General features: G+C 60.3%; 13 protein-coding genes and 1 rRNA gene. 10 read left to right on the top strand and 4 right to left on the bottom strand.

Annotation, left to right across the window (positions count from 1 at the left end):
• Nucleotides 1–3: 3 nt before the first annotated feature.
• Nucleotides 4–342, top strand: coding sequence for a tryptophan synthase subunit beta (locus tag AC07VV_RS15830; protein ID WP_096823040.1), 339 nt, complete (start codon nt 4–6; stop codon nt 340–342).
• A 64-nt stretch (nt 343–406) separates the two neighbouring features.
• Here the strand turns inward: AC07VV_RS15830 and lapD are convergent, their stop codons facing one another.
• Both lapD and lapG read right to left on the bottom strand, forming a co-directional pair.
• Nucleotides 407–2,350 carry a cyclic di-GMP receptor LapD gene (gene lapD, locus AC07VV_RS15825; RefSeq protein WP_495036756.1) on the bottom strand — a complete coding sequence of 648 codons (1,944 nt, stop codon included), beginning with the start codon at nt 2,348–2,350 and terminating at the stop codon, nt 407–409.
• Between the two features lie 14 nt (nt 2,351–2,364).
• Complete coding sequence (lapG, locus tag AC07VV_RS15820) at nt 2,365–3,057, bottom strand: cysteine protease LapG (RefSeq protein ID WP_096823042.1); 693 nt, start codon at nt 3,055–3,057, stop codon at nt 2,365–2,367.
• 196 nt (nt 3,058–3,253) lie between these two features.
• Between lapG and AC07VV_RS15815 the strand changes: the two genes are divergently transcribed.
• From AC07VV_RS15815 to AC07VV_RS15795, 5 genes are all read left to right on the top strand, one after another.
• Nucleotides 3,254–3,964 (top strand): GntR family transcriptional regulator, encoded by a 711-nt coding sequence (locus tag AC07VV_RS15815; protein WP_495036755.1) that lies wholly within the window; start codon nt 3,254–3,256, stop codon nt 3,962–3,964.
• A 752-nt stretch (nt 3,965–4,716) separates the two neighbouring features.
• Nucleotides 4,717–5,490 carry a DUF3050 domain-containing protein gene (locus AC07VV_RS15810; RefSeq protein WP_096823044.1) on the top strand — a complete coding sequence of 258 codons (774 nt, stop codon included), beginning with the start codon at nt 4,717–4,719 and terminating at the stop codon, nt 5,488–5,490.
• Nucleotides 5,487–6,416 carry a diiron oxygenase gene (locus AC07VV_RS15805; protein WP_495036754.1) on the top strand — a complete coding sequence of 310 codons (930 nt, stop codon included), beginning with the start codon at nt 5,487–5,489 and terminating at the stop codon, nt 6,414–6,416. Before AC07VV_RS15810 ends, AC07VV_RS15805 begins: the two co-directional genes overlap by 4 nt.
• 13 nt (nt 6,417–6,429) lie before the next feature.
• Nucleotides 6,430–9,819, top strand: a complete 3,390-nt coding sequence (locus AC07VV_RS15800; protein WP_495036753.1) for an amino acid adenylation domain-containing protein — start codon at nt 6,430–6,432, stop codon at nt 9,817–9,819.
• A 23-nt stretch (nt 9,820–9,842) separates the two neighbouring features.
• Nucleotides 9,843–10,310: an SRPBCC family protein gene (locus AC07VV_RS15795; protein ID WP_085748542.1), complete on the top strand. Its 468-nt coding sequence runs from the start codon at nt 9,843–9,845 to the stop codon at nt 10,308–10,310.
• Between the two features lie 58 nt (nt 10,311–10,368).
• On the opposite strand, the gene AC07VV_RS15790 is transcribed toward AC07VV_RS15795, so the two are convergent.
• Nucleotides 10,369–12,249 (bottom strand): methyl-accepting chemotaxis protein, encoded by a 1,881-nt coding sequence (locus AC07VV_RS15790; RefSeq protein WP_495036752.1) that lies wholly within the window; start codon nt 12,247–12,249, stop codon nt 10,369–10,371.
• Nucleotides 12,250–12,560: 311 nt separating this feature from the next.
• Between AC07VV_RS15790 and AC07VV_RS15785 the strand changes: the two genes are divergently transcribed.
• The 4 genes from AC07VV_RS15785 to AC07VV_RS15770 all read left to right on the top strand — a co-directional run bounded on the left by AC07VV_RS15785 (nt 12,561) and on the right by AC07VV_RS15770 (nt 17,917).
• A complete protein-coding gene (locus AC07VV_RS15785) occupies nt 12,561–13,061 on the top strand; it encodes a sigma-70 family RNA polymerase sigma factor (protein WP_192559431.1) in 501 nt (166 codons plus the stop codon).
• Nucleotides 13,061–14,074: a FecR domain-containing protein gene (locus AC07VV_RS15780; RefSeq protein WP_495036751.1), complete on the top strand. Its 1,014-nt coding sequence runs from the start codon at nt 13,061–13,063 to the stop codon at nt 14,072–14,074. Before AC07VV_RS15785 ends, AC07VV_RS15780 begins: the two co-directional genes overlap by 1 nt.
• Before the next feature lie 86 nt (nt 14,075–14,160).
• A complete protein-coding gene (locus AC07VV_RS15775; RefSeq protein WP_495036750.1) occupies nt 14,161–16,662 on the top strand; it encodes a TonB-dependent siderophore receptor in 2,502 nt (833 codons plus the stop codon).
• Nucleotides 16,663–16,738: 76 nt separating this feature from the next.
• Nucleotides 16,739–17,917, top strand: a complete 1,179-nt coding sequence (locus AC07VV_RS15770; RefSeq protein ID WP_495036749.1) for a PepSY-associated TM helix domain-containing protein — start codon at nt 16,739–16,741, stop codon at nt 17,915–17,917.
• A gap of 73 nt (nt 17,918–17,990) precedes the next feature.
• Here AC07VV_RS15770 and rrf read toward each other — a convergent pair.
• A 5S ribosomal RNA gene (gene rrf, locus AC07VV_RS15765) occupies nt 17,991–18,106 on the bottom strand.
• Nucleotides 18,107–18,242: the final 136 nt, after the last annotated feature.

The raw sequence follows: 18,242 nt of genomic DNA, 5'->3' as shown, positions 1-18,242 counted from the left end.
TCAATGTTTTACGTGCAACGCGATGCGCAGGGTCAGTTGGTTCGCGTGGAAGCTGCGGCCTGGGCCGAGGCCACGGAAACGCTGCCCGCCGACCACCATGAAATCCAGGCCTGGTTTGCCAACGCCGCGGTGGAAAACAGCCTCAAGCAGCTCAAGCAGAGCGACCTGGAAATGATCCGGGTACTCGACGACCTGATTCAGGTGCTGACCAGCAAAGGCGTGATCCGCGTTACCGACCTGCCGCCGGCGGCCCAGGCCAAGTTGATGGACCGTACCCAGGCCCGGGAAGCGCTGGGCGGGTTGAGTCAGTTGATTGATGATGAAGAGACTGGGTTGATCTGATCTTTTTGTCTTGTTTGATCGTTCCCACGCAGAGCGTGGGAACGATCAGTTAACGGACAATTCATCACCAGGGTTTTGGCTCACCGAAGAGCTGTCCCTGAACCCCATACAACCCCATCTCGCGAATCACCGACAATTCCCCTTCCGTCTCCACCCGCTCGGCAATCAACGGCAGATCGATGCTGTGCGCCGCACGCTGGATCGCCTCGATGAACAGACGTTTGTCACTTTCCTGGTCGATCGCGCGAATGTAGCTGCCATCGATCTTCAAGTACGCCAGCCCCAGCCGCGCCAGGTTGCCGATCATGCTGAAGCGCCCGCCAAAGCGCTGCAGGCTCAGGGAGAAACCGAGTTCGCGCAGGCGGCGGGTCAACTGTTCCAGCACCGCTTGCTCCGGCAGTTGCTCCTCGCCGATTTCCAGGGTCAGGCGCGAGCCCAGATTGGAGTGAGATCGCAGAATCTCGAAGACTTTGTTCAGCGCCTGCGGATCGGCCAGGGTCGCCGAGGACAGGTTCAGCGCCAGGGACTCTTCATGGCCGGCCATTTGCTCCAGTACCCGCTCGAGCATCAGTCGGTCCAGCCGCGCGGTCCAGCCAAAGCGTTCCAGCCACGGCAGGAAGCGTCCGGCGGGAATGGTCTGGCCTTGTTCGTCGAGCAGGCGCGACAGCACTTTGTAATGCAGCACCAGTTGCGTGTCCTGCGCCGCCACTACCGGCTGGAAGAACAGCTCGAAACGCCGCTGATTCAGGGCCTGATCGAGCAAACGATGCCAGGCGTGGTGATCGTCACCGACGTCCGCCACCAGGCTCTGATCGAGACACGCCCAGTTCTGCTCGCCCTGACCTTCGGCCTGGGCCAGTGCCTGATCGCCGAGGCTGAGCACCGCTTGCGGCGAATCGCCGTGGGCGAACGGTGCGAGGCCGATGGAGGCCACGGCCGCCACGTCGGTGGCGCCTGTCGCGTGCAGGCTGCTCAGCGCACCGTCGAGGCTTTGCGCCAGTTGCAGCGCTTCTTCCCGCGTCAGGCCCGGCGCCAGCACGGCAAATTCACCGCCGCGAATACGTGTGACAAGATTCTGGGTTTCCGGGTATTTGGCGCACTCGCGAGACAGTTGCTCGCCGACGGCCTTGAGCAATTCATCGGTGCGTTGACCGCCGAGGCGCTGGTTCAGTCCGGCCAGATCCTTGACCCGCAACAGCAGCAGATAACCGGAGCTGGCCTGTTCCGGGTTGCTCACGCGAGCGTTCAGTTGCATCTCGAAATAGCGCCGGTTGGCCAGCCCCGTGAGGTTGTCCTGATAGGACTCGGTACGCAGTTTTTCACTGCGCTCGGCCTGCTCCTGGAACAGCGCCTTGAGCTTCTCGACCATCTGGTTCATCGCCAACACCACGCGGCGCAGTTCAGGCGTGCGCGGCAGGTCCGGCAGGCTGAGGAATTCGCGGCGGGCAATAGCGTGGGATTGCTTGACCATGTAATCCAGCGGCCTCAGTTGTCGACGCAGCAACAGCGCGCCGAGCACCGCACTCACCGCGCCACAGACCAGCAGCCAGCCAAGGCTGCCCAGGGCGCTCTGCCAGAGTTTGGCCAGGGCGAACATCGGGTGACTGACCACCTCGACCCGAGCCGCCTGCTCCCAGCCACGGCTGACCAGTGCATCGCCACCGGCCGGTTCCAGGCCGATCAGTTTGACGAACCAGTCCGGCACATTGGTGACCGCCGGAATGCCGTTGCGCTCGACGATGGTCTGGTCGGTCTTCAGATCGACCACGCGGATGCTCGAGTAATAACCGCTGTCGAAAATCGAGCTGACCAGCAGCTCGACCATCGCCGGGTCGTCGATATTCGGGGTCAGCGACAGCGCCAGCGCCGTGGCGGCGTCCTGGGCGTGGGAGCGCAACTGATTGACGTACTGGGTGCGCGAGCTTTCCAGACTGACCATGAAGCTGCCGGTGAAGGCGACCACCAGGAACAGACAGATAGCGATCAACAGCTGTTTGAACAAGGACATCTGAGCGCGTGCTCCTAGTTAGTCGTCTCGACCGGGAATCCTTCGGCCTGCATTTTCTTCAACACATCCTGCCAGCGTGACAGACGTTTGGTGTCGCCGACCTTCTTGTTGCCCTTCGCTCCCGGCAGGTACAGACCTTCGGCATTGAAAGAGTAGACCGGCAGCAAATCGGTTCGCTCGGACGCCGGCTTGATCGGGTCGATCAGGCTGTCGAGCACCAGTGGCATGGCGTCAGGGCTGGAATAGTAAGTCAGGACCATGTGAGCGCGGTTCTGGCGCAAGGCCTTGACGTAGGTGATGCGCAACTTGTCACTGGCCACCCCCAGATGGCGCAGGCTGAAATACTTGGCGATCGCATAGTCTTCGCAATCGCCGGCGCCTTTCCACAAGGCCTCGATGGGGGTTTCCCAATAATCGACTTCACCCCACAGGTCGATGTCTTCGACGTAGCGCATCTGTTTGTTGAAAAACAGGTTCACCACTTTGAGCTTTTCCATTTCGCTGACCTGCTTCTGCGTGGCCAGCAGATTCTGCCAGGCATCGATCCGTTGCTGTCCGGCGCCCAGAGGGCCGTACAACGCCGTAGCCTTGCGACTGATCGCGGAAAAATCCCAATCGGCATGCAGACCGCCCAGCATGGCGCCGGCCAGCAGCAGCGCGCAGGCAAGCCAGCGCACAATCCGAGGGATCGCGAAACGTACCGCCAATGCAAGGCATCCAGGGCAGGGAAGAAAGGCGTTTGATGGTGAAGGTTAGTCCAGCAAAAAACAATGGCACCCTGAGATCATCGCTGGCGCGCTAAACTTCAGATGTGACAGGGTTCCTCTACACGGTTTGACAACCTGTAGAGCAATCACTAGTGTCCTTTGGATCCAAATTCAGCCGTCAACAGGGTGTGCAGTTGTGACCCAGAAGCCCAAGCCACTCCACAGCATCAAAGTCGAAGGCCCGATTCCTGCGCACCTGGCGCGTTCGGTCATCGAAGAAACCCTGCGCTCGGCGATCCTCGATGGTCGCCTGCCGTGCGGCACCGCCGTGCGCCAGCAAGACCTGGCGGATCTGTTCGGCGTCAGCCGCATGCCGGTGCGCGAAGCCTTGCGTCAGCTGGAAGCCCAGGGCCTGCTGAATGTGGTTGCGCACAAAGGGGCCGTCGTGGCGCCGCTGATTCAGGGTGATGCGACCGAAACCTATGAGCTGCGCATCCTGCTGGAATCCGAAGCGCTGCGCCAGTCGATCCCGCTGCTGACCCCTGCCGATCACGATCGCGCCGCCGGCTACATCGAAGAGCTGGAAACCGAGCACGACTACACCGAGATCGGCCGGCTCAACCGTCTGTTCCACATGGCGCTTTACTGCAGATCCCCGAACGGCCGACTGCTGCGACTGGTCGAGGATGGCTTGAATGAAGAGGAGCGCTTCCTGCGTTTCAACCTCGAGGCCATGGGCCTGGGCAAACTGTCCCAGGACGATCACCGGGCGCTGTTGCAGGCCGTTAAAGACCGCGACACCCAACATGCAGTGACGCTTCTGGAGCAGCACCTCAATCGGGGTGTCGAGGTGATCACTCGTTATCTGGCCAGCTCCGCCTCCAAAGGCCGCCAGGCGGCACTCTGAAAGTCCTCTCCCGGGTGAGCCCCCGCTCCCCCGGCGAATAACCCGCTTACAAATCCCCACGCCGGTCACGCTCAATTGCCGTGGCACTTCGGCGCCTGCGCTCTAACCTCCCCCTGCTTCGAACAGCCCGGAATTTGCACCGCAAGGAAGTCATTTTCGACGATAGCCGCGGCGCCGATTTACGCGCACCCTTGAATCGCCAACCCAAATAGAACGGGGACGCGCCGCCCCGGCAGCAGTCTCCGCACCAGGAACCTACGGAAGGAGCCTTGTCACGGGAAAAGGAAGATTCGCCGCCGTATCAGGCCAACTTCATCCCCTCAGATCATTTCAATTACTTCATTAGAAAGTTGCTTTGAGTGAGGCATTCACTCTTGTTATTCAATTTTGGCCTTTAAACGCCGAAAGGAGCAACTACGCCCAAATAAAACTCAACTTAAAAGTTTTATCAGCCTCGCTCATACTTGAAAAACGGCCAACTTAAATTAATTGAAAATATACTTGTTAAGTTGTTTTGCGATGTATTAGTTTTTCTACGCCGGGTTTTGTAGCGAACCGACAAACCGGCGAGACCCAGCAATATTGCCCAGTTCACAGCCGCCTTCAGCGGTATGCCGTTGTACCTGGGCTTTCAATGAAACTTTAACTTTCATCGAAACGAATGAGGCTATCGCTCGCCTGGAAACTATATCCAACGTTGTTAGCCATTGATTGAGAAGTCCCTATATCCCTATAAGCCAGAGGCTCGCATCATGCCAACTAAAGAACAACTCGCCCAAAAGAAAGCCGAACTCAGCGTTCACCCGATCTTCTCCGAAATCGATTCGCTGTCGGTGTTGCGACGCTTCATGGAGTCCCACGTATTTGCCGTGTGGGACTTCATGTCGCTGACCAAACGACTGCAACAGGAACTGACGTGCACCCGTCTGCCGTGGCTACCGCCGCGCGATCCGCACGCCGCGCGGCTGATCAATGAAATCGTGCTCGGCGAAGAGTCGGACGATCGGCTGTCACACGGGCATTACAGTCACTTCGAGTTGTACCTGGATGCGATGCGCGAAGTCGGTGCGAGCACCTCGGCGGTGGAGCGTTTCGTCGCGCTGCAACAGGAAGGCGTGAGCTATGACGTCGCATTGCAAAGCGTCGACGTCGACCCGGCCGCCGCGCAGTTCGTCCGCGACACCTTGCACACCGCGCTGCATGCGCCAGGGCACAGCGTCGCCGCCGCTTTCCTGCATGGCCGCGAAAGCGTGATCCCGACCATGTTCCAGCGCATGCTCGATGCCTGGGGCATCGGTGTCGAACAGGCGCCGACCTTCCGTTATTACCTGGAACGACACATCGAAGTCGACTCCGAAGACCACGGCCCGGCGGCGGAGCAACTGTTGGAGCGACTGGTCGATGGCGATCCGCAGCGTGAAGCCGAGGTCTACGCCAGCGCCGTCGCCGCCGTGGAAAGCCGCATCGCCCTGTGGGACGGCCTGCGCCTCAGCATGCGCGAGCCGTTGGCGGAGGTGGCCGAATGAACGCCGCCGACTACCAATCCTTCGCCGACGCCTGGGAAAGCCGCGCCACCATCCGCACCCGACCGCGCCGCGTGCTGGAGGACGACGCGCGGCTGATCTACCCGCTCAGCCGCCAGCCGTTGGTGCTCAGTGAAACGTTCCTGCGCGAATGCCCCGAGCAACGGGATTTCGCGCTGGTTCAGACGCTGTACAAATTCATCAACGACGTGGTGATTTTCGAGACCGAAATCGTCGACAAGACCGCCCGCAGCATCGCCAAGAACCGCTTCGCCGTGGCCTTCCCGTTCGCCTGTCGCTACGACGCCATGACCGTGGTCGTGGACGAGGATTACCACGCACTGGTAGCGATGGATTTCATGCAGCAGACCGTGGCCATGACCGGCATCCAGCCCATCGAGTTGCCCAATGAAATCGAACTGAGCCGGGCGATTCCGGCCGCCGTCGAACTGGCCCCGGAACATCTGCGCAGCGCCGTGGAGCTGATCTGCGTGGCCATCGCCGAGAACACCGTGACTGGTGATGTCGCGGCGTTCGCCCGGGACGACACGGTCAAGCCGTCGATCAAGGGGCTCATGGCCGACCACTTGCTCGACGAGGGTCGCCATTCGAGTTTCTGGGCGCGGATGGTGCGCATCTACTGGCACACCGCGAGCGACGCGGATCGCGAATGCATCGCGCAGATCCTGCCGGTGTTCATCGGCCACTACCTGACCAACGACATCCAGAAGTCCTTCGACCTGCGTCTGATCGATGCCTTGCCGGTCAACGACGCAACCCGCCGCGCACTGAAAGACGAGATGGCCGGGCTGGCCTTCCCGATCAATCGCCACCACCCGCTGGTGGGCAACATCGTGCGGTTTTTCCACAACAGCTCACTGCTCGACACCCCGTGCGTACAGCACGCCCTGCGCGACTACCTGGTTTGACAAGGAGGCTGACATGAGACGTCTCGACATTTTGCTGATGGGCCGCAGCCAGGCCTTGACCGACCTGGCGCAGGAGCTCGAACAACACGGTCATGCATTGCTGACAGACGCTGTTCCGTCGGTGGATCTGGTAATCGATGACGGCAGTCTTGCGCTACAGGATCACGGCGCGACACCGCACCTGACCTTGCGTCTGGGTATCGGCGCAACGGGCGTCGGCGGACTGCCGGTGCTCGATCTGCTGTGCCTCTGCAACTCGACACTGCTGAGCCGCGTGCCCATCGCCGACGAACCGTCCGGCAACGGTCAGGCCCTGCGCCAGCGAACACTGGCGCAAGTGGTGGACGAAGTGGCGCTGCTGGTCAGTCGTTTCTCCCGCGATGCCGAATACTTCCAGCACGCGGCAACCGCCCGTGCGCCAGACTTCAAGCAGGTGGAAAACCTGCTGTTTCTCGATCATCTGGCCTACGTCCACCGCTTCAATGCCACGGCCAACCCGGCGTTGCTGCAACAGGCTCAGATCCCGGTCATCGAGCGGCTGCAACAGAGTCTGATCGAACATGCCGGGCGCCCGGCGCTGCACCTCGCCGAGCAGTCGATCAGCTATCGCCAGTTGCATGATCACAGCCGGGCGATCCAGCAACGGTTGCTGGCAATGCTGGAGACACAACCGCAACCGTGGGTGGTGGGGATTTGTCTGCCGAAATGCGATGCGCTGTTTGCTTCGATCCTGGCGATTCTCGGCAGCGGCGCGGTGTACCTGCCGCTGGAGCCGAGCCATCCGCTTCAGCGTCAGCAGTACATTCTGGAAAACGCCGGGGCGGTGTTGCTGCTGCACGACGGCGAACATCCGCTGAGCGATTCGATGCCAGGGCTGGATGTCAGCCGTATCGACAGCAATGTCGCCGATCTGTCGTTGCCGTTGATGCGTCGTCGGCCTGAGCTCGATGCGCCGTGCATGGCGCTCTACACATCGGGTACTACAGGGCATCCGAAAGGTGTGCTGCTCAGTCAGGCGAACCTCGCGCACTTCACCGCGTGGTACGCCGATTACGTGCAGTTGCACGCCGAGAGTCGGGTGTTGCAGTTCTCGTCGCTGAGTTTTGACTCTTCATTGATCGACATCTTCCCGACCTTGCTCGAAGGCGCGGAACTGGTGGTGCCCGACGACAACCAGCGCCGCGATCCGCTGCAACTGGTGGCGCTGATTCGCCGTCGACAGTTGACCCATGCGTTCCTGCCGCCGGCGTTGTTGAGCATCCTGCCGCTGGAGCAACTGCAAAGCGTCGGGCAGATCATGACCGGCGGCGACGTGTGCGAGCCGTTCGTGATCGAGCAACTGACGCGCCAGGGCAAGCTGCATAACCTCTACGGCCCCACCGAAGCCACGGTGCTGATCACCGCGCGGCAACTGCAACCGGGCGACAGCAATCGCACCCTCGGCGGACCGATCGCCAACAGCCAGGTGCTGATTCTCGATGACGATCTACAACCGGTGGCCGAGCAAACGGTGGGCGAGCTGTTCATCGTCGGCCCAGGCGTGTGTCTGGGTTACCTGAACAATCCGCAGCAGACCGTCGAACGCTATCTGGACCTGGAATTGCCGGACGGCCAGCGTCTGCGCGCCTATCGCAGCGGCGACATGGCCAAATGGAGTGAAGACGGTATCGAACTGTGCGGACGCCGCGACAATCAGGTGAAAATCCGGGGTTTCCGGGTCGAGCCGGAAGAGATCGAACGTTGTCTGCGCGAGAGCCAGTTGTATCGGCAGATCGCCGTGGTGATCGACAGTCAGCGGCGGATTCTGGCGTTCCTCGCTCAACCGCAATCGGATTCCGCCCGCGATGCGCTGAAGGCACATGCCCAGCAGTTTTTGCCCGACTACATGCAGCCGGTGGCGTGGACGGAACTGCCGAACATGCCCTTCGCCGCCAACGGCAAAGTCGATCGCAAGGCCTTGCTGGAGCTACCGGTGAGCGTGCAGGACAGCGGCCCGAAATGCCTGCCGGCCAACGCCGATGAAGCGCTGCTGCTGGAGATCTGGGGCGAGTTGCTAGAGCTGCCGACCAGCGACATTTCCACCGACGAAAGCTTCTTCAATCTCGGTGGCCACTCGATTCTGCTGTCGCGCATGCTCCTGCGTCTGCGGGAGGAATTCGGCCGCAGCATCTCCATCAACCGCTTCATCGAACTGCCAACCATCATCAAGCTCGCCACGCTGGTGCGCGGCACCGATGACAGCGCGGTGCTCAGCGCCCAGGCGATGGCCGACGCCGAGCGACCGCTGGCAATCGAGCCGTTGCCGATCAGCCGCATGGGCGATGTGCACAAGGTGATCGTCACCGGCGCCAACAGTTTTGTCGGCGTGCACATCGTCGAGGCGTTGTTGGGTTGGGGCGCCAGCGAAGTGGCGTGCCTGGTTCGCGACGGCGGCGGGCAAACGGCGGGGCAGCGTTTTGCCCATTCGCTTCGAGAAAACCGCCTGGAGCACCTGGACCTAAGTCGGGTGCGGGTCTATTCGGCCGACATCACCCGGCCGCAACTGGGCCTGGCCGATGACGATTTCGAGCGACTGGATCGCGAGTTCGGCGCGCTGGTGCACAACGCGGCCAACGTCAATCACGTCCTCGATTACGAGTCGCTGGCGGCGGACAACGTCGAGCCGATTTTCGAACTGCTGCGCCTGTGCGAAGGGCGCAGCAAGAAGGTGTTCAACTTCGTCTCGACGCTGTCGGCGTCGAGCACTGTCGACGACGCAGGCCGGGTGCTGGAACTGCCCGCCGCACCGACGCCGCCGATCTACATCCGCAACGGCTACAACCTGTCGAAATGGGTCGGCGAGCGCATTCTCGAACGGGCGCGGGAACGCGGGGTGCGGGTCAATCTGTATAGGCCCGGCAACATCAGTTTCAACAGCCTCAGCGGCGTCTGCCAGCCGCACAAGAACCGTTTGATGCTGATGCTCAAGGGCTCGATCCAGCTCGGTCAGGTCCCGGCCTTCGCGCTGAATTTCGACCTGATGCCGGTGGATTTTCTCGCCCGTTTCATCGCCTTCCACGCCAGCCGTTATTCGCCCGAACGGGCGGTGTTCAACCTGCACAACCCCGAGCCCCTGAGCTGGGATGCCTACGTCGCTTCATTCCGCGAAACCGGCAGCGAATTTTCGCTGGTCAGCGTTGCCGACTGGCAACAGCAACTGGGCCGGGTCGATGCCGACAACGCGCTGTTCGGCGTGCTCGGTTTCTACCTCAACGGCTTCGAGGAAGACATCGGCGACATCTCCCTGATCGGCCACGCCAACGCCCAGGCCGGCGTGCAACAGATGGGCGCGCACTACCCGGAAAAATCCCCGGCGCTGCTGCGCCGCGGCTGCGACTACCTGAAAGAAATCAACTTCATCTGACTCAACCACCAAGGAGCAACACCATGAGCAATCTTCAACCCGACACCCTGATCAAAAACCCTCACGGCTGCCACGTCGTGTCTTCGGTGGAAGTGCCGGTGGACGCCAAACAAGTGTGGGCAGTGGTCGGCAAATTCGACGGCTTCGACCGTTTCATTCCGGCGCTGTCGCACATCGAGATGACCGGTGAAGGCGTGTCGTCGCTGCGCAAGAAGTTCTTCAAGGATGGCAACGTGGTGGTCGAGCAACTCAACTCCCGGGACGACCAGGCGCTGAGCATGACCTGGACCACGATCTACAACACCCTGGGCGTGGCCAATCTGTGGGCGGCGATGAATGTGGAGTCGCTGGGCGCGGGCAAATCGCGGGCGACCTGGACGATCATCGCCGAGCCGGCCAGCGGTGGGCCCGAGGCGCTGCCGGGGTTCAAGGATTTCGTCCAGGGATTTGCCGATGATGCGATGGGCAATGTGCTGAAGCTGTTTGTGTAAGGCATGAAAAAGCCCGCGGCGGATCACTCCGCAGCGGGCTTTTTTTGACCGCAAGCGATCAGATCTTGAAGCTATCGACCAGTTGTTTCAAACGGTTGGCCTGCTGCGACAACGCATCGCAATCCTTCAACGTTTCATTGAGGTTGGCCACGCTCTGCTGGTTCAGCAGGTTGATCTGGTTGACGTCGACGTTGAGGGTTTCCACCACCGCAGTCTGCTCTTCGGTAGCCGCTGCCACCGACTGGTTCATGCCGTCGATTTCGCCGATGCGCTGGGTCACGCTGACCAGACGCAGACCGGCCTGGTTCGCCACTTCAACGCTCTCTTCGCTGGACGCCTGACTGGCGTTCATGGTGGTCACCGCTTCGCGCGAACCGACCTGCAGCGAGGTGATCATCTTGTGGATCTCTTCCGCCGATTCCTGGGTGCGGTGAGCGAGGTTGCGCACCTCGTCCGCCACCACCGCGAAACCGCGTCCGGCTTCACCGGCACGGGCCGCTTCGATGGCCGCGTTCAGCGCCAGCAGGTTGGTCTGCTGGGAGATGCCTTTGATCACATCGAGAATGTGGCCGATGTTGTCGGTGCTCGCATTCAGGGTTTCGATCTGGGTGCACGACAGGCTGATCTTTTGCGACAGCTCGGTCATCGCCTGAATCGTCTGCTCGACCACCTGACGACCGTCATCGGCCTGCTCGCTTGCGCCGCTGGCGTGTTGCGAAGCATCGGCAGCGTTGCGGGCGATTTCCTGGGTGGCGGCACCCAGCTGATTGATCGCGGCAGCCACGCTGTTGGTGCGCGCGCTTTGCTCGTCGGAACCGATGATCGAGGCGTTGGAGGATGCCATCACCCGTTGCGACAGGTCGTGTACGTGACGAGTCGCGGAAGACACTTCGGAGATGGAGGCGTGAATCCGCTCCACGAACTGGTTGAACGAACTGCCCAGCTCGCCGAACTCGTCTTTGCTTTCCACTACCAGACGACGGGTCAGGTCACCTTCACCCTGAGCGATATCCTGCATCGCACGGCCCATGGTGATCAGCGGACGCATCAGCACGGTGATCAACAGGCTCAGGAAGACCGCAATCGCGCCCACTGCGACGAACATCGCGATCAGTGCCGAGGTACGGAACTGGCTGAGTGCAGCGTAGGCCTTGTCGCGATCGATCGACAGACCGATGTACCACTCGGCATTCGGCAGACCGGTGACCGGGGTGAACGACAGGATCCGCTCCTGGCCGTTGAGCATCACATTCTGGTTACCCTTCTGAATGCGCACATCGGTGTTCGGATAGATGTCCTTGAGGTTCTTCATCACCTGGTCTTTGTCCGGGCTGACGATCACCTGACCGTCACCGCTGACCAGGAACGCGTGGCCCAGGCCACCGAAGTCCACCGAGTTGATGATCTTCACCAGGGTTTCCAGGCTCAGGTCACCGCCCACCACACCGAGCAGCTCGCCGTTCTTTTTCACCGGCATGGCGATGGTCACCACCAGACCGCCGACGGCGGCCATGTATGGCGGGGTCAGCATGGTCTGGTCAGCGGCCACGGCCTGCTTGTACCAGGGACGCTGACGCGGGTCGTAGCCGTCCGGCATCTTCGCGTCAGGGCGCTGGGTGAACACACCGTTGGCCTGGCCGACATAGGTGAACTGGAAGTTCGAGGTGAAGGCCGGTTGATCGACCAGCCCAGGGAAGTCGGCATTCTTGCCTTGATGGGCGACGTTCTGCGCGAGATTTTCCAGCACCAGAATCCGCCCGCTCATCCAGTTCTGCACACTGCTGGCGGTCAGGTCGCCGGCCTGCTGGACGGAGGACTGGAGGTTCTGGCGAATGGTGTTTCGCTGCAGATAGTCGTTGTACAGAGTGAACAGCGCGAACGCCAGGACCACGACGCCCGAGGCGGCCAACAGGATTTTATGGCTGAACTTGAGATTCATTTCATGGGACTTCTTATGCCAAAAGTGGGGATGCGTTCCGGATGCAACATTCCATGTACAGCGCAGGCAGCGTTCTGATGGCCGCTCTACTTTGGTGCACGCATGTCTCACCAGTCTGTCGGCACGCTTCGGAGAAAACTTAGCGCTTTGTAGGAAATGGACGGCATTTCTGCCAGATTCCCGCCGAACGGCGTGCCAGAGCGTTCGCCCATCATTTTTTAATGACTGTTTTGCAGCGCCGGTTGCAAATTCTGTAACCCTTGATGACAATGCGACTAATTATCATTTGTGACGTTCGGGCTGTCGCGTTCATGTCCTCACCTGAGTTTGCAGTACAGGCGCTTTACAGTCGTCATCACGGCTGGCTCAACGGCTGGTTGCGCGCGCGGCTGGGCAATGCGGCCGATGCGGCGGATCTGGCCCAGGACACCTTCGTGCGTCTGCTGCAACGCACCGAACGTCTCGAACTCAAGGCGCCCCGCGCGTTTCTGCGCACCATCGCTCGTGGGTTGGTGATCGACCATTGGCGTCGTGAGGAAATCGAACGCGCGTATCTGGAAACCATCGCCCACTTGCCGGAAGCCGAAACACCCAGCGCCGAATCCCGCGCACTGGTGATCGAGCTGTTGGAAAGCATTGCCCGCATGCTTGAAGGACTGAAGCCAAAAGTACGTCAGGCGTTTCTCCTGGCGCAGTGCGAAGGATTGACCCACAAGCAGATCGCCGAGCAGATGGGCCTGTCCTTGCGCTCGGTGGAGCGCTACGTCGCCGATGCGTTGTATCACTGCTACGTGCTGCGGTACGAAAGCTGATGCCGGTCGATAACGTGTCACTCGCCCGCCGCGCCGAACCACCGCAACAAGTGGTCAAACAGGCAATCCACTGGCTGCTGCGCCTGCGTAATAACCACGGAAATCCGCGTCTGAACCACCAATGCGAACAGTGGCGCGCCGAACACCACGATCACGAACTGGCCTGGCAGCGGGTGCAGTCGTTGCAAAGTGAGCTGACCCAAAATCTGCGCGCCGCTCCGGGTGCGCAAGTGGCATTCAACACACTGGAAAACAGTGCGCAGAGCCTGGGTCGCCGTCAGGCGTTGAAGCTGCTGTCCGGCGCGTTGTTGATGGGCTCCGCCGCGTGGCTGGCCAAAGACACGTCTGCCTGGCAGCAATGGAGCGCCGATTACGCCACCGCCACCGGCGAGCGCCGCGGATTCCAGTTACCCGATGGCACACGGATCGAACTGAACACGGCCAGCGCCGTGGACCTCGATTACACCGCGCAACAGCGGCTGATCAAACTGACCCGGGGCGAAATCATCGTGACCTGCGGCGGCGCCGACGAAGGTTCGGGGATTGATCGACCGCTGCGAGTGCAAAATCGTCATGGCAGTTATGAGCCGTTCGACGCTCGATTCATCCTGCGTCAGGAAGGTGATTGCACGCGCCTGAGCGTCACCAGTGGCCGAGTCGCGATTCATTCGCCACGGACGAGCGATGGCGCTTCCACTGAGGTGCTTGCCGGTCAGAGTTATTTGATCGACCACCATCAAGTGCGTCCCGCTCCGCCGCTGGACATGGATGCCGGCGCCTGGATCGACGGACTTATCGTGACGCGCAATATGCGCCTGGGCGACTTCCTCAATGAGGTTGGCCGCTATCGTCAGGGCTTCCTGAGTTGCGCCCCGCAGGTGGCGGATCTGCGCTTGTCCGGCGTGTTCCGTCTCGATGACACCGACAAGTTGCTGGCGATTTTGCCGCAGACGCTGCCGGTGCAATTGCGCTATCGCACCCGCTGGTGGGTAACGCTGGAACGAGCAGTCTGAATTTTTTTGGCGGGTTTTCGTGGCAAGGCCGGCTTAGTCAGTAAGCACTTCAATTCAGCCTTCGCGACTTGCCACGGAAACCTACAATGACTGCGCGCGTTACCTGTAAGAACCCTCTGAATTTCACTGCCGAATCGGGCCTTCTGCGCCACGCCGTTCGGGCCGCGTTGTTCTCCACCGCACTGGGCGTCGGCCTGCTGCCGAACCTGAGTGTCGCGGCGAGCGGCAGTGAGGTCAGCAGCCACCGCTACAACATCGCCGCCGGGCCATTGGGCGAGGCGCTGAACCAGTTTGCGCGCCAGGCCGGCATCACGTTGTCGATGACCCCGCAGCAGACGCAAGGCAGACAATCACCCGGCGTGCAGGGCGAATATTCGACTGATCAGGCGCTGAGCCATCTGCTCGGTGGTTCGGGTCTGGAGGCGGTCAGCCAGGGCGGCAGCAGCTATGTGTTGCGCTCCGTTGCTGAAACCGAAGCGCTGGCCCTGCCGACTACCGACATCAAAGGTTTTGCCCTCGGCAACGCACTGGGCAGCATGGACGGCTACAACGCAACGCACAGTCAGATCGCCACCAAAACCAGCACCGCGCTGCTGGAAACTTCGCAAAGCGTGTCCGTGGTCACCCGCGAGCAAATGGACGATCAGGGCTCGCAAACCGTGTCCCAGGCCATGCGCTACACCCCCGGTGTGCTGACCAACCCCTATGGCGCCACGCACCGTTACGACTACGTGGCGATGCGCGGCTTCAACGATGGCTCGGTGGACAACATCTACCTCGACGGCCTCAAGTCCATGGGTGACAGCGGCACCTACAGCACCATGCAGGTCGATCCTTATTTCCTCGAGCGCGTGGACATTCTCAAAGGCCCGTCGTCGGTGTTGTACGGCCGCAGCTCACCGGGCGGGCTGGTGGCGTTGACCAGCAAGAAACCGTTGTACGAGGCCTATCACCAGGTTCAGGCCACCGTTGGCACGCAGGGCCAGCGCGGTGTCGGTTTTGACTTCAGCGGTCCGGTCGATGACGACAAGCGCATCGCCTATCGTCTGATCGGTTTGACGGATCAGTCCGACACGCAATTCGACCACAACAAGGAAAAACGCTTCGCTCTCGCACCGACGGTCAGCATCGATTTCAACGAAGACACTTCGCTGACCCTGCAGGCGTATCTGCAACATGACCCGGATGGCGGCTATCACGGTGGCGTGCCGGCCGACGGCACGATTCATCAGCGCAACGGCAACCGGATCTCACCGCACTTCTTCGAAGGCGAACCGGGAGTCGATGGTTACTCCCGCGATCAGCAGTCATTCGGTTATCAATTCGAGCATCGCTTCAACGACGTCTTCACCGCGCGGCAGAATTTCCGTTACCTCGACTCCAAAGTGAACATGGATCAGGTGTACGCCTATGGCTGGACGTCGCCGACCAGCAACGAGCTGAACCGCTACTACACCGGAGGTGACGAGCGACTGCATGCGTTCATCGTCGACAACATGCTCCAGGCCGAATTCTTCACCGGCGCGACCAAGCATACGGTGCTGATGGGAGCGGATTACCAGCGACGCAAAACGGTGGTCGACTGGACCAGCGGTGGTCTGGCGCCGATCAATGCGTTCAATCCGGTGTACGGCAATGCCGCCATCGATATGTACGGTGAGACCAGTTACCTGCGGCGTCTGGAGCAGACCGGGGTGTACCTGCAAGACCTGATTGAGATGGACAAATGGCGCTTCTCCCTCGGTCTGCGGCAGGACTGGGTAGAGACGTCCGAGGAGAACCGGATTGCCGAGGCGAGCCGTCCGGTCGGCACCGAGATCAGCGACAAGCGCACCAAACTGACGGGCCGTGTCGGGGCGCTATATCTGTTCGATAACGGCCTGGCGCCGTACATCAGCTACTCGGAGTCGTTCAACCCCAACTCCTATGCCGACAGCGCCGGTAATCCGCTGGCTCCAACGGATGGCACGCAGTGGGAAGCGGGTCTGAAATATCAGCCACCCGGCACCGATAATCTGTTCACGGCCTCGCTGTTCCGTATTGATCAGGAAAACCTGGCGACCAAACTGCCGCAGGAAAACTTCTACCGTGCTGTAGGCGCTGTCCGCTCCCAGGGTCTGGAACTGGAAGCGCACATGCAGCTCACCGATAACCTGAAAGTGCTCGGTAGCTACACCTTCACTGACATCGAGTACTCGAAGTCGATGGTCAGCACCCTGAGCACCCCGACAAACGTGATCGAGAACAAAGGCAACTCGCCAACCCAGGCGCCGCGACACATGGCATCGCTGTGGGCGGACTACAAGTTCGACAGTGCGGCGCTTGATGGCGTGCGAGTGGGCGGCGGTGTGCGTTACGTCGGCTACAGCTGGGCGGATGCAGAGAACACCATGAAGGTGCCGTCCTACACGTTGTTCGACGCGTCGATCGGTTATGACCTGGGCAAGGTTGGCTTGAAGGGCGTCGATGTACGCCTGAATGCGAACAACCTGACCAACGAATCCTACGTGGCCTCCTGCGCCAGTCTGAACTTCTGCTACATGGGCGAAGAGCGCAACGTCGCCGCCACGGTCAGCTACCAGTTCTAAGCCTTTGTCTTGTGCATAAAAAAGCCAGTCCCTGATGTTCAGGGACTGGCTTTGTCGTATTCGTGGGGAAAATTTCATGCGTTCGTTTCTGGTTTTACTGCATCGGTATATCGGGTTGGCCACGGCGGTTTTTCTGCTGCTGGCGGGTATCACGGGGAGCATTCTGGCGTTCAACCATGAGCTGGATGAGTGGCTGAACCCTGGGTTTTACGCGGCGTCGGCCGAGGGGCAGCGTCTACCGCCAAGTGAGCTGGTCGATGCGGTGCAATCTGCACATCCGAGGCTGCTGGTCTGGTACATGGAGTATCCGAATGAGGCAGGTCACACAGCCTTGCTGGCGGCGGTTCCACGTAATCATCCGGCGACGGGCAAACCGTTCGATGAGCGTAATCAGGTGTTCTACCTGGACCCGGTCAGTGGCGAGCAAAAAGGCCAGCGTTACTGGGGTGAGTGCTGTTTCCAGCGTGAGAACTTCATTCCTTTCATTCTCGAGTTCCACTACAACCTGACGCTGCCCGGGAACTGGGGTTTGCTGTTGATGGGATTGGTGGCCATTGCCTGGGTGATCGATTGCTTCATCGCTCTCTGGCTGACTTTGCCTCGGGGTAAACCGTTCTGGAAGAAGTGGTCGACGGCCTGGAAGATCAAGGGCGGGCATGCCTATCGGCTCAACTTCGATCTGCATCGCGCGGGGGGCTTGTGGCTGTGGTTGTTATTGCTGCCGATAGCCGTCAGCAGCGTGGCCATGAACTTGCCGAGTCAGGTCTTCAAACCAGTGGTGTCGCTATTCTCTCCGATTGAACCGAGTGTGTATGAGGCCCGAGGGCGGATGCCTGCCGACGAACTGGGGATCACTCGACTGAGTTATCAACAGGCCTACGAAAGGGCGCAGCAGGAGGGAAAAAGGTTGGGACTGACTGCGGCGATCGGTGAGTTGTATTACAGCTTTGAGTACAACTTCTACGGTGCGGGGTTTGGACAGCATGACACCGAGGCCCATGGTAAATCCTGGTTGTTCTTCCACGGTACGGACGGGCGGTTACTGGGACAGGAAATCGCAGGAGAAGGGACGTTGGGAGAGCGGTTTTATCGGTTGCAGTTGCCGATACATGGAGGACGGATCATAGGCTTTACCGGGCAAGTGATGATCGCGGTATTGGGTGTTCTGATTGCGGGGTTGTCGGGGACTGGCGTCTACATCTGGTGGCGCAAATGGCAGGCTCGTCGAAGCAGCAAGGCACGCAGAGCGGTTTGAAGATCGGACTTTTGTAGGCTCTGAAACGACAAAACCCCTGTCTGCGTTAGCAAACAGGGGTTTCGGAATTTAATCTTGACGATGACCTACTCTCACATGGGGAAACCCCACACTACCATCGGCGATGCATCGTTTCACTTCTGAGTTCGGGATGGGATCAGGTGGTTCCAACGCTCTATGGTCGTCAAGAAATTCTGTGACCAGCCCGTTACCACGGTAACGTGCCAGCAAAAACGGGAACTTCTACTAAAACAAAACCCCAACTGCTTTCGCAATTGGGGTTTCGGAATTTAATCTTGACGATGACCTACTCTCACATGGGGAA

The sequence above is a fragment of the Pseudomonas sp. GW821-FHT02C04 genome (assembly GCF_059421845.1).
This window is presented reverse-complemented; position numbering and strand designations above follow the sequence as displayed.

Bases quoted from the DNA above. Each gene is read 5' to 3' on its own strand.
- AC07VV_RS15830 (WP_096823040.1), top strand. From the start codon at position 4: ATGTTTTACGTGCAACGCGATGCGCAGGGTCAGTTGGTTCGCGTGGAA.
- lapD (WP_495036756.1), bottom strand. From the start codon at position 2,350: ATGTCCTTGTTCAAACAGCTGTTGATCGCTATCTGTCTGTTCCTGGTG.
- AC07VV_RS15810 (WP_096823044.1), top strand. From the start codon at position 4,717: ATGCCAACTAAAGAACAACTCGCCCAAAAGAAAGCCGAACTCAGCGTT.
- AC07VV_RS15805 (WP_495036754.1), top strand. From the start codon at position 5,487: ATGAACGCCGCCGACTACCAATCCTTCGCCGACGCCTGGGAAAGCCGC.
- AC07VV_RS15800 (WP_495036753.1), top strand. From the start codon at position 6,430: ATGAGACGTCTCGACATTTTGCTGATGGGCCGCAGCCAGGCCTTGACC.
- AC07VV_RS15795 (WP_085748542.1), top strand. From the start codon at position 9,843: ATGAGCAATCTTCAACCCGACACCCTGATCAAAAACCCTCACGGCTGC.
- AC07VV_RS15790 (WP_495036752.1), bottom strand. From the start codon at position 12,249: ATGAATCTCAAGTTCAGCCATAAAATCCTGTTGGCCGCCTCGGGCGTC.
- AC07VV_RS15785 (WP_192559431.1), top strand. From the start codon at position 12,561: ATGTCCTCACCTGAGTTTGCAGTACAGGCGCTTTACAGTCGTCATCAC.
- AC07VV_RS15780 (WP_495036751.1), top strand. From the start codon at position 13,061: ATGCCGGTCGATAACGTGTCACTCGCCCGCCGCGCCGAACCACCGCAA.
- AC07VV_RS15775 (WP_495036750.1), top strand. From the start codon at position 14,161: ATGACTGCGCGCGTTACCTGTAAGAACCCTCTGAATTTCACTGCCGAA.
- AC07VV_RS15770 (WP_495036749.1), top strand. From the start codon at position 16,739: ATGCGTTCGTTTCTGGTTTTACTGCATCGGTATATCGGGTTGGCCACG.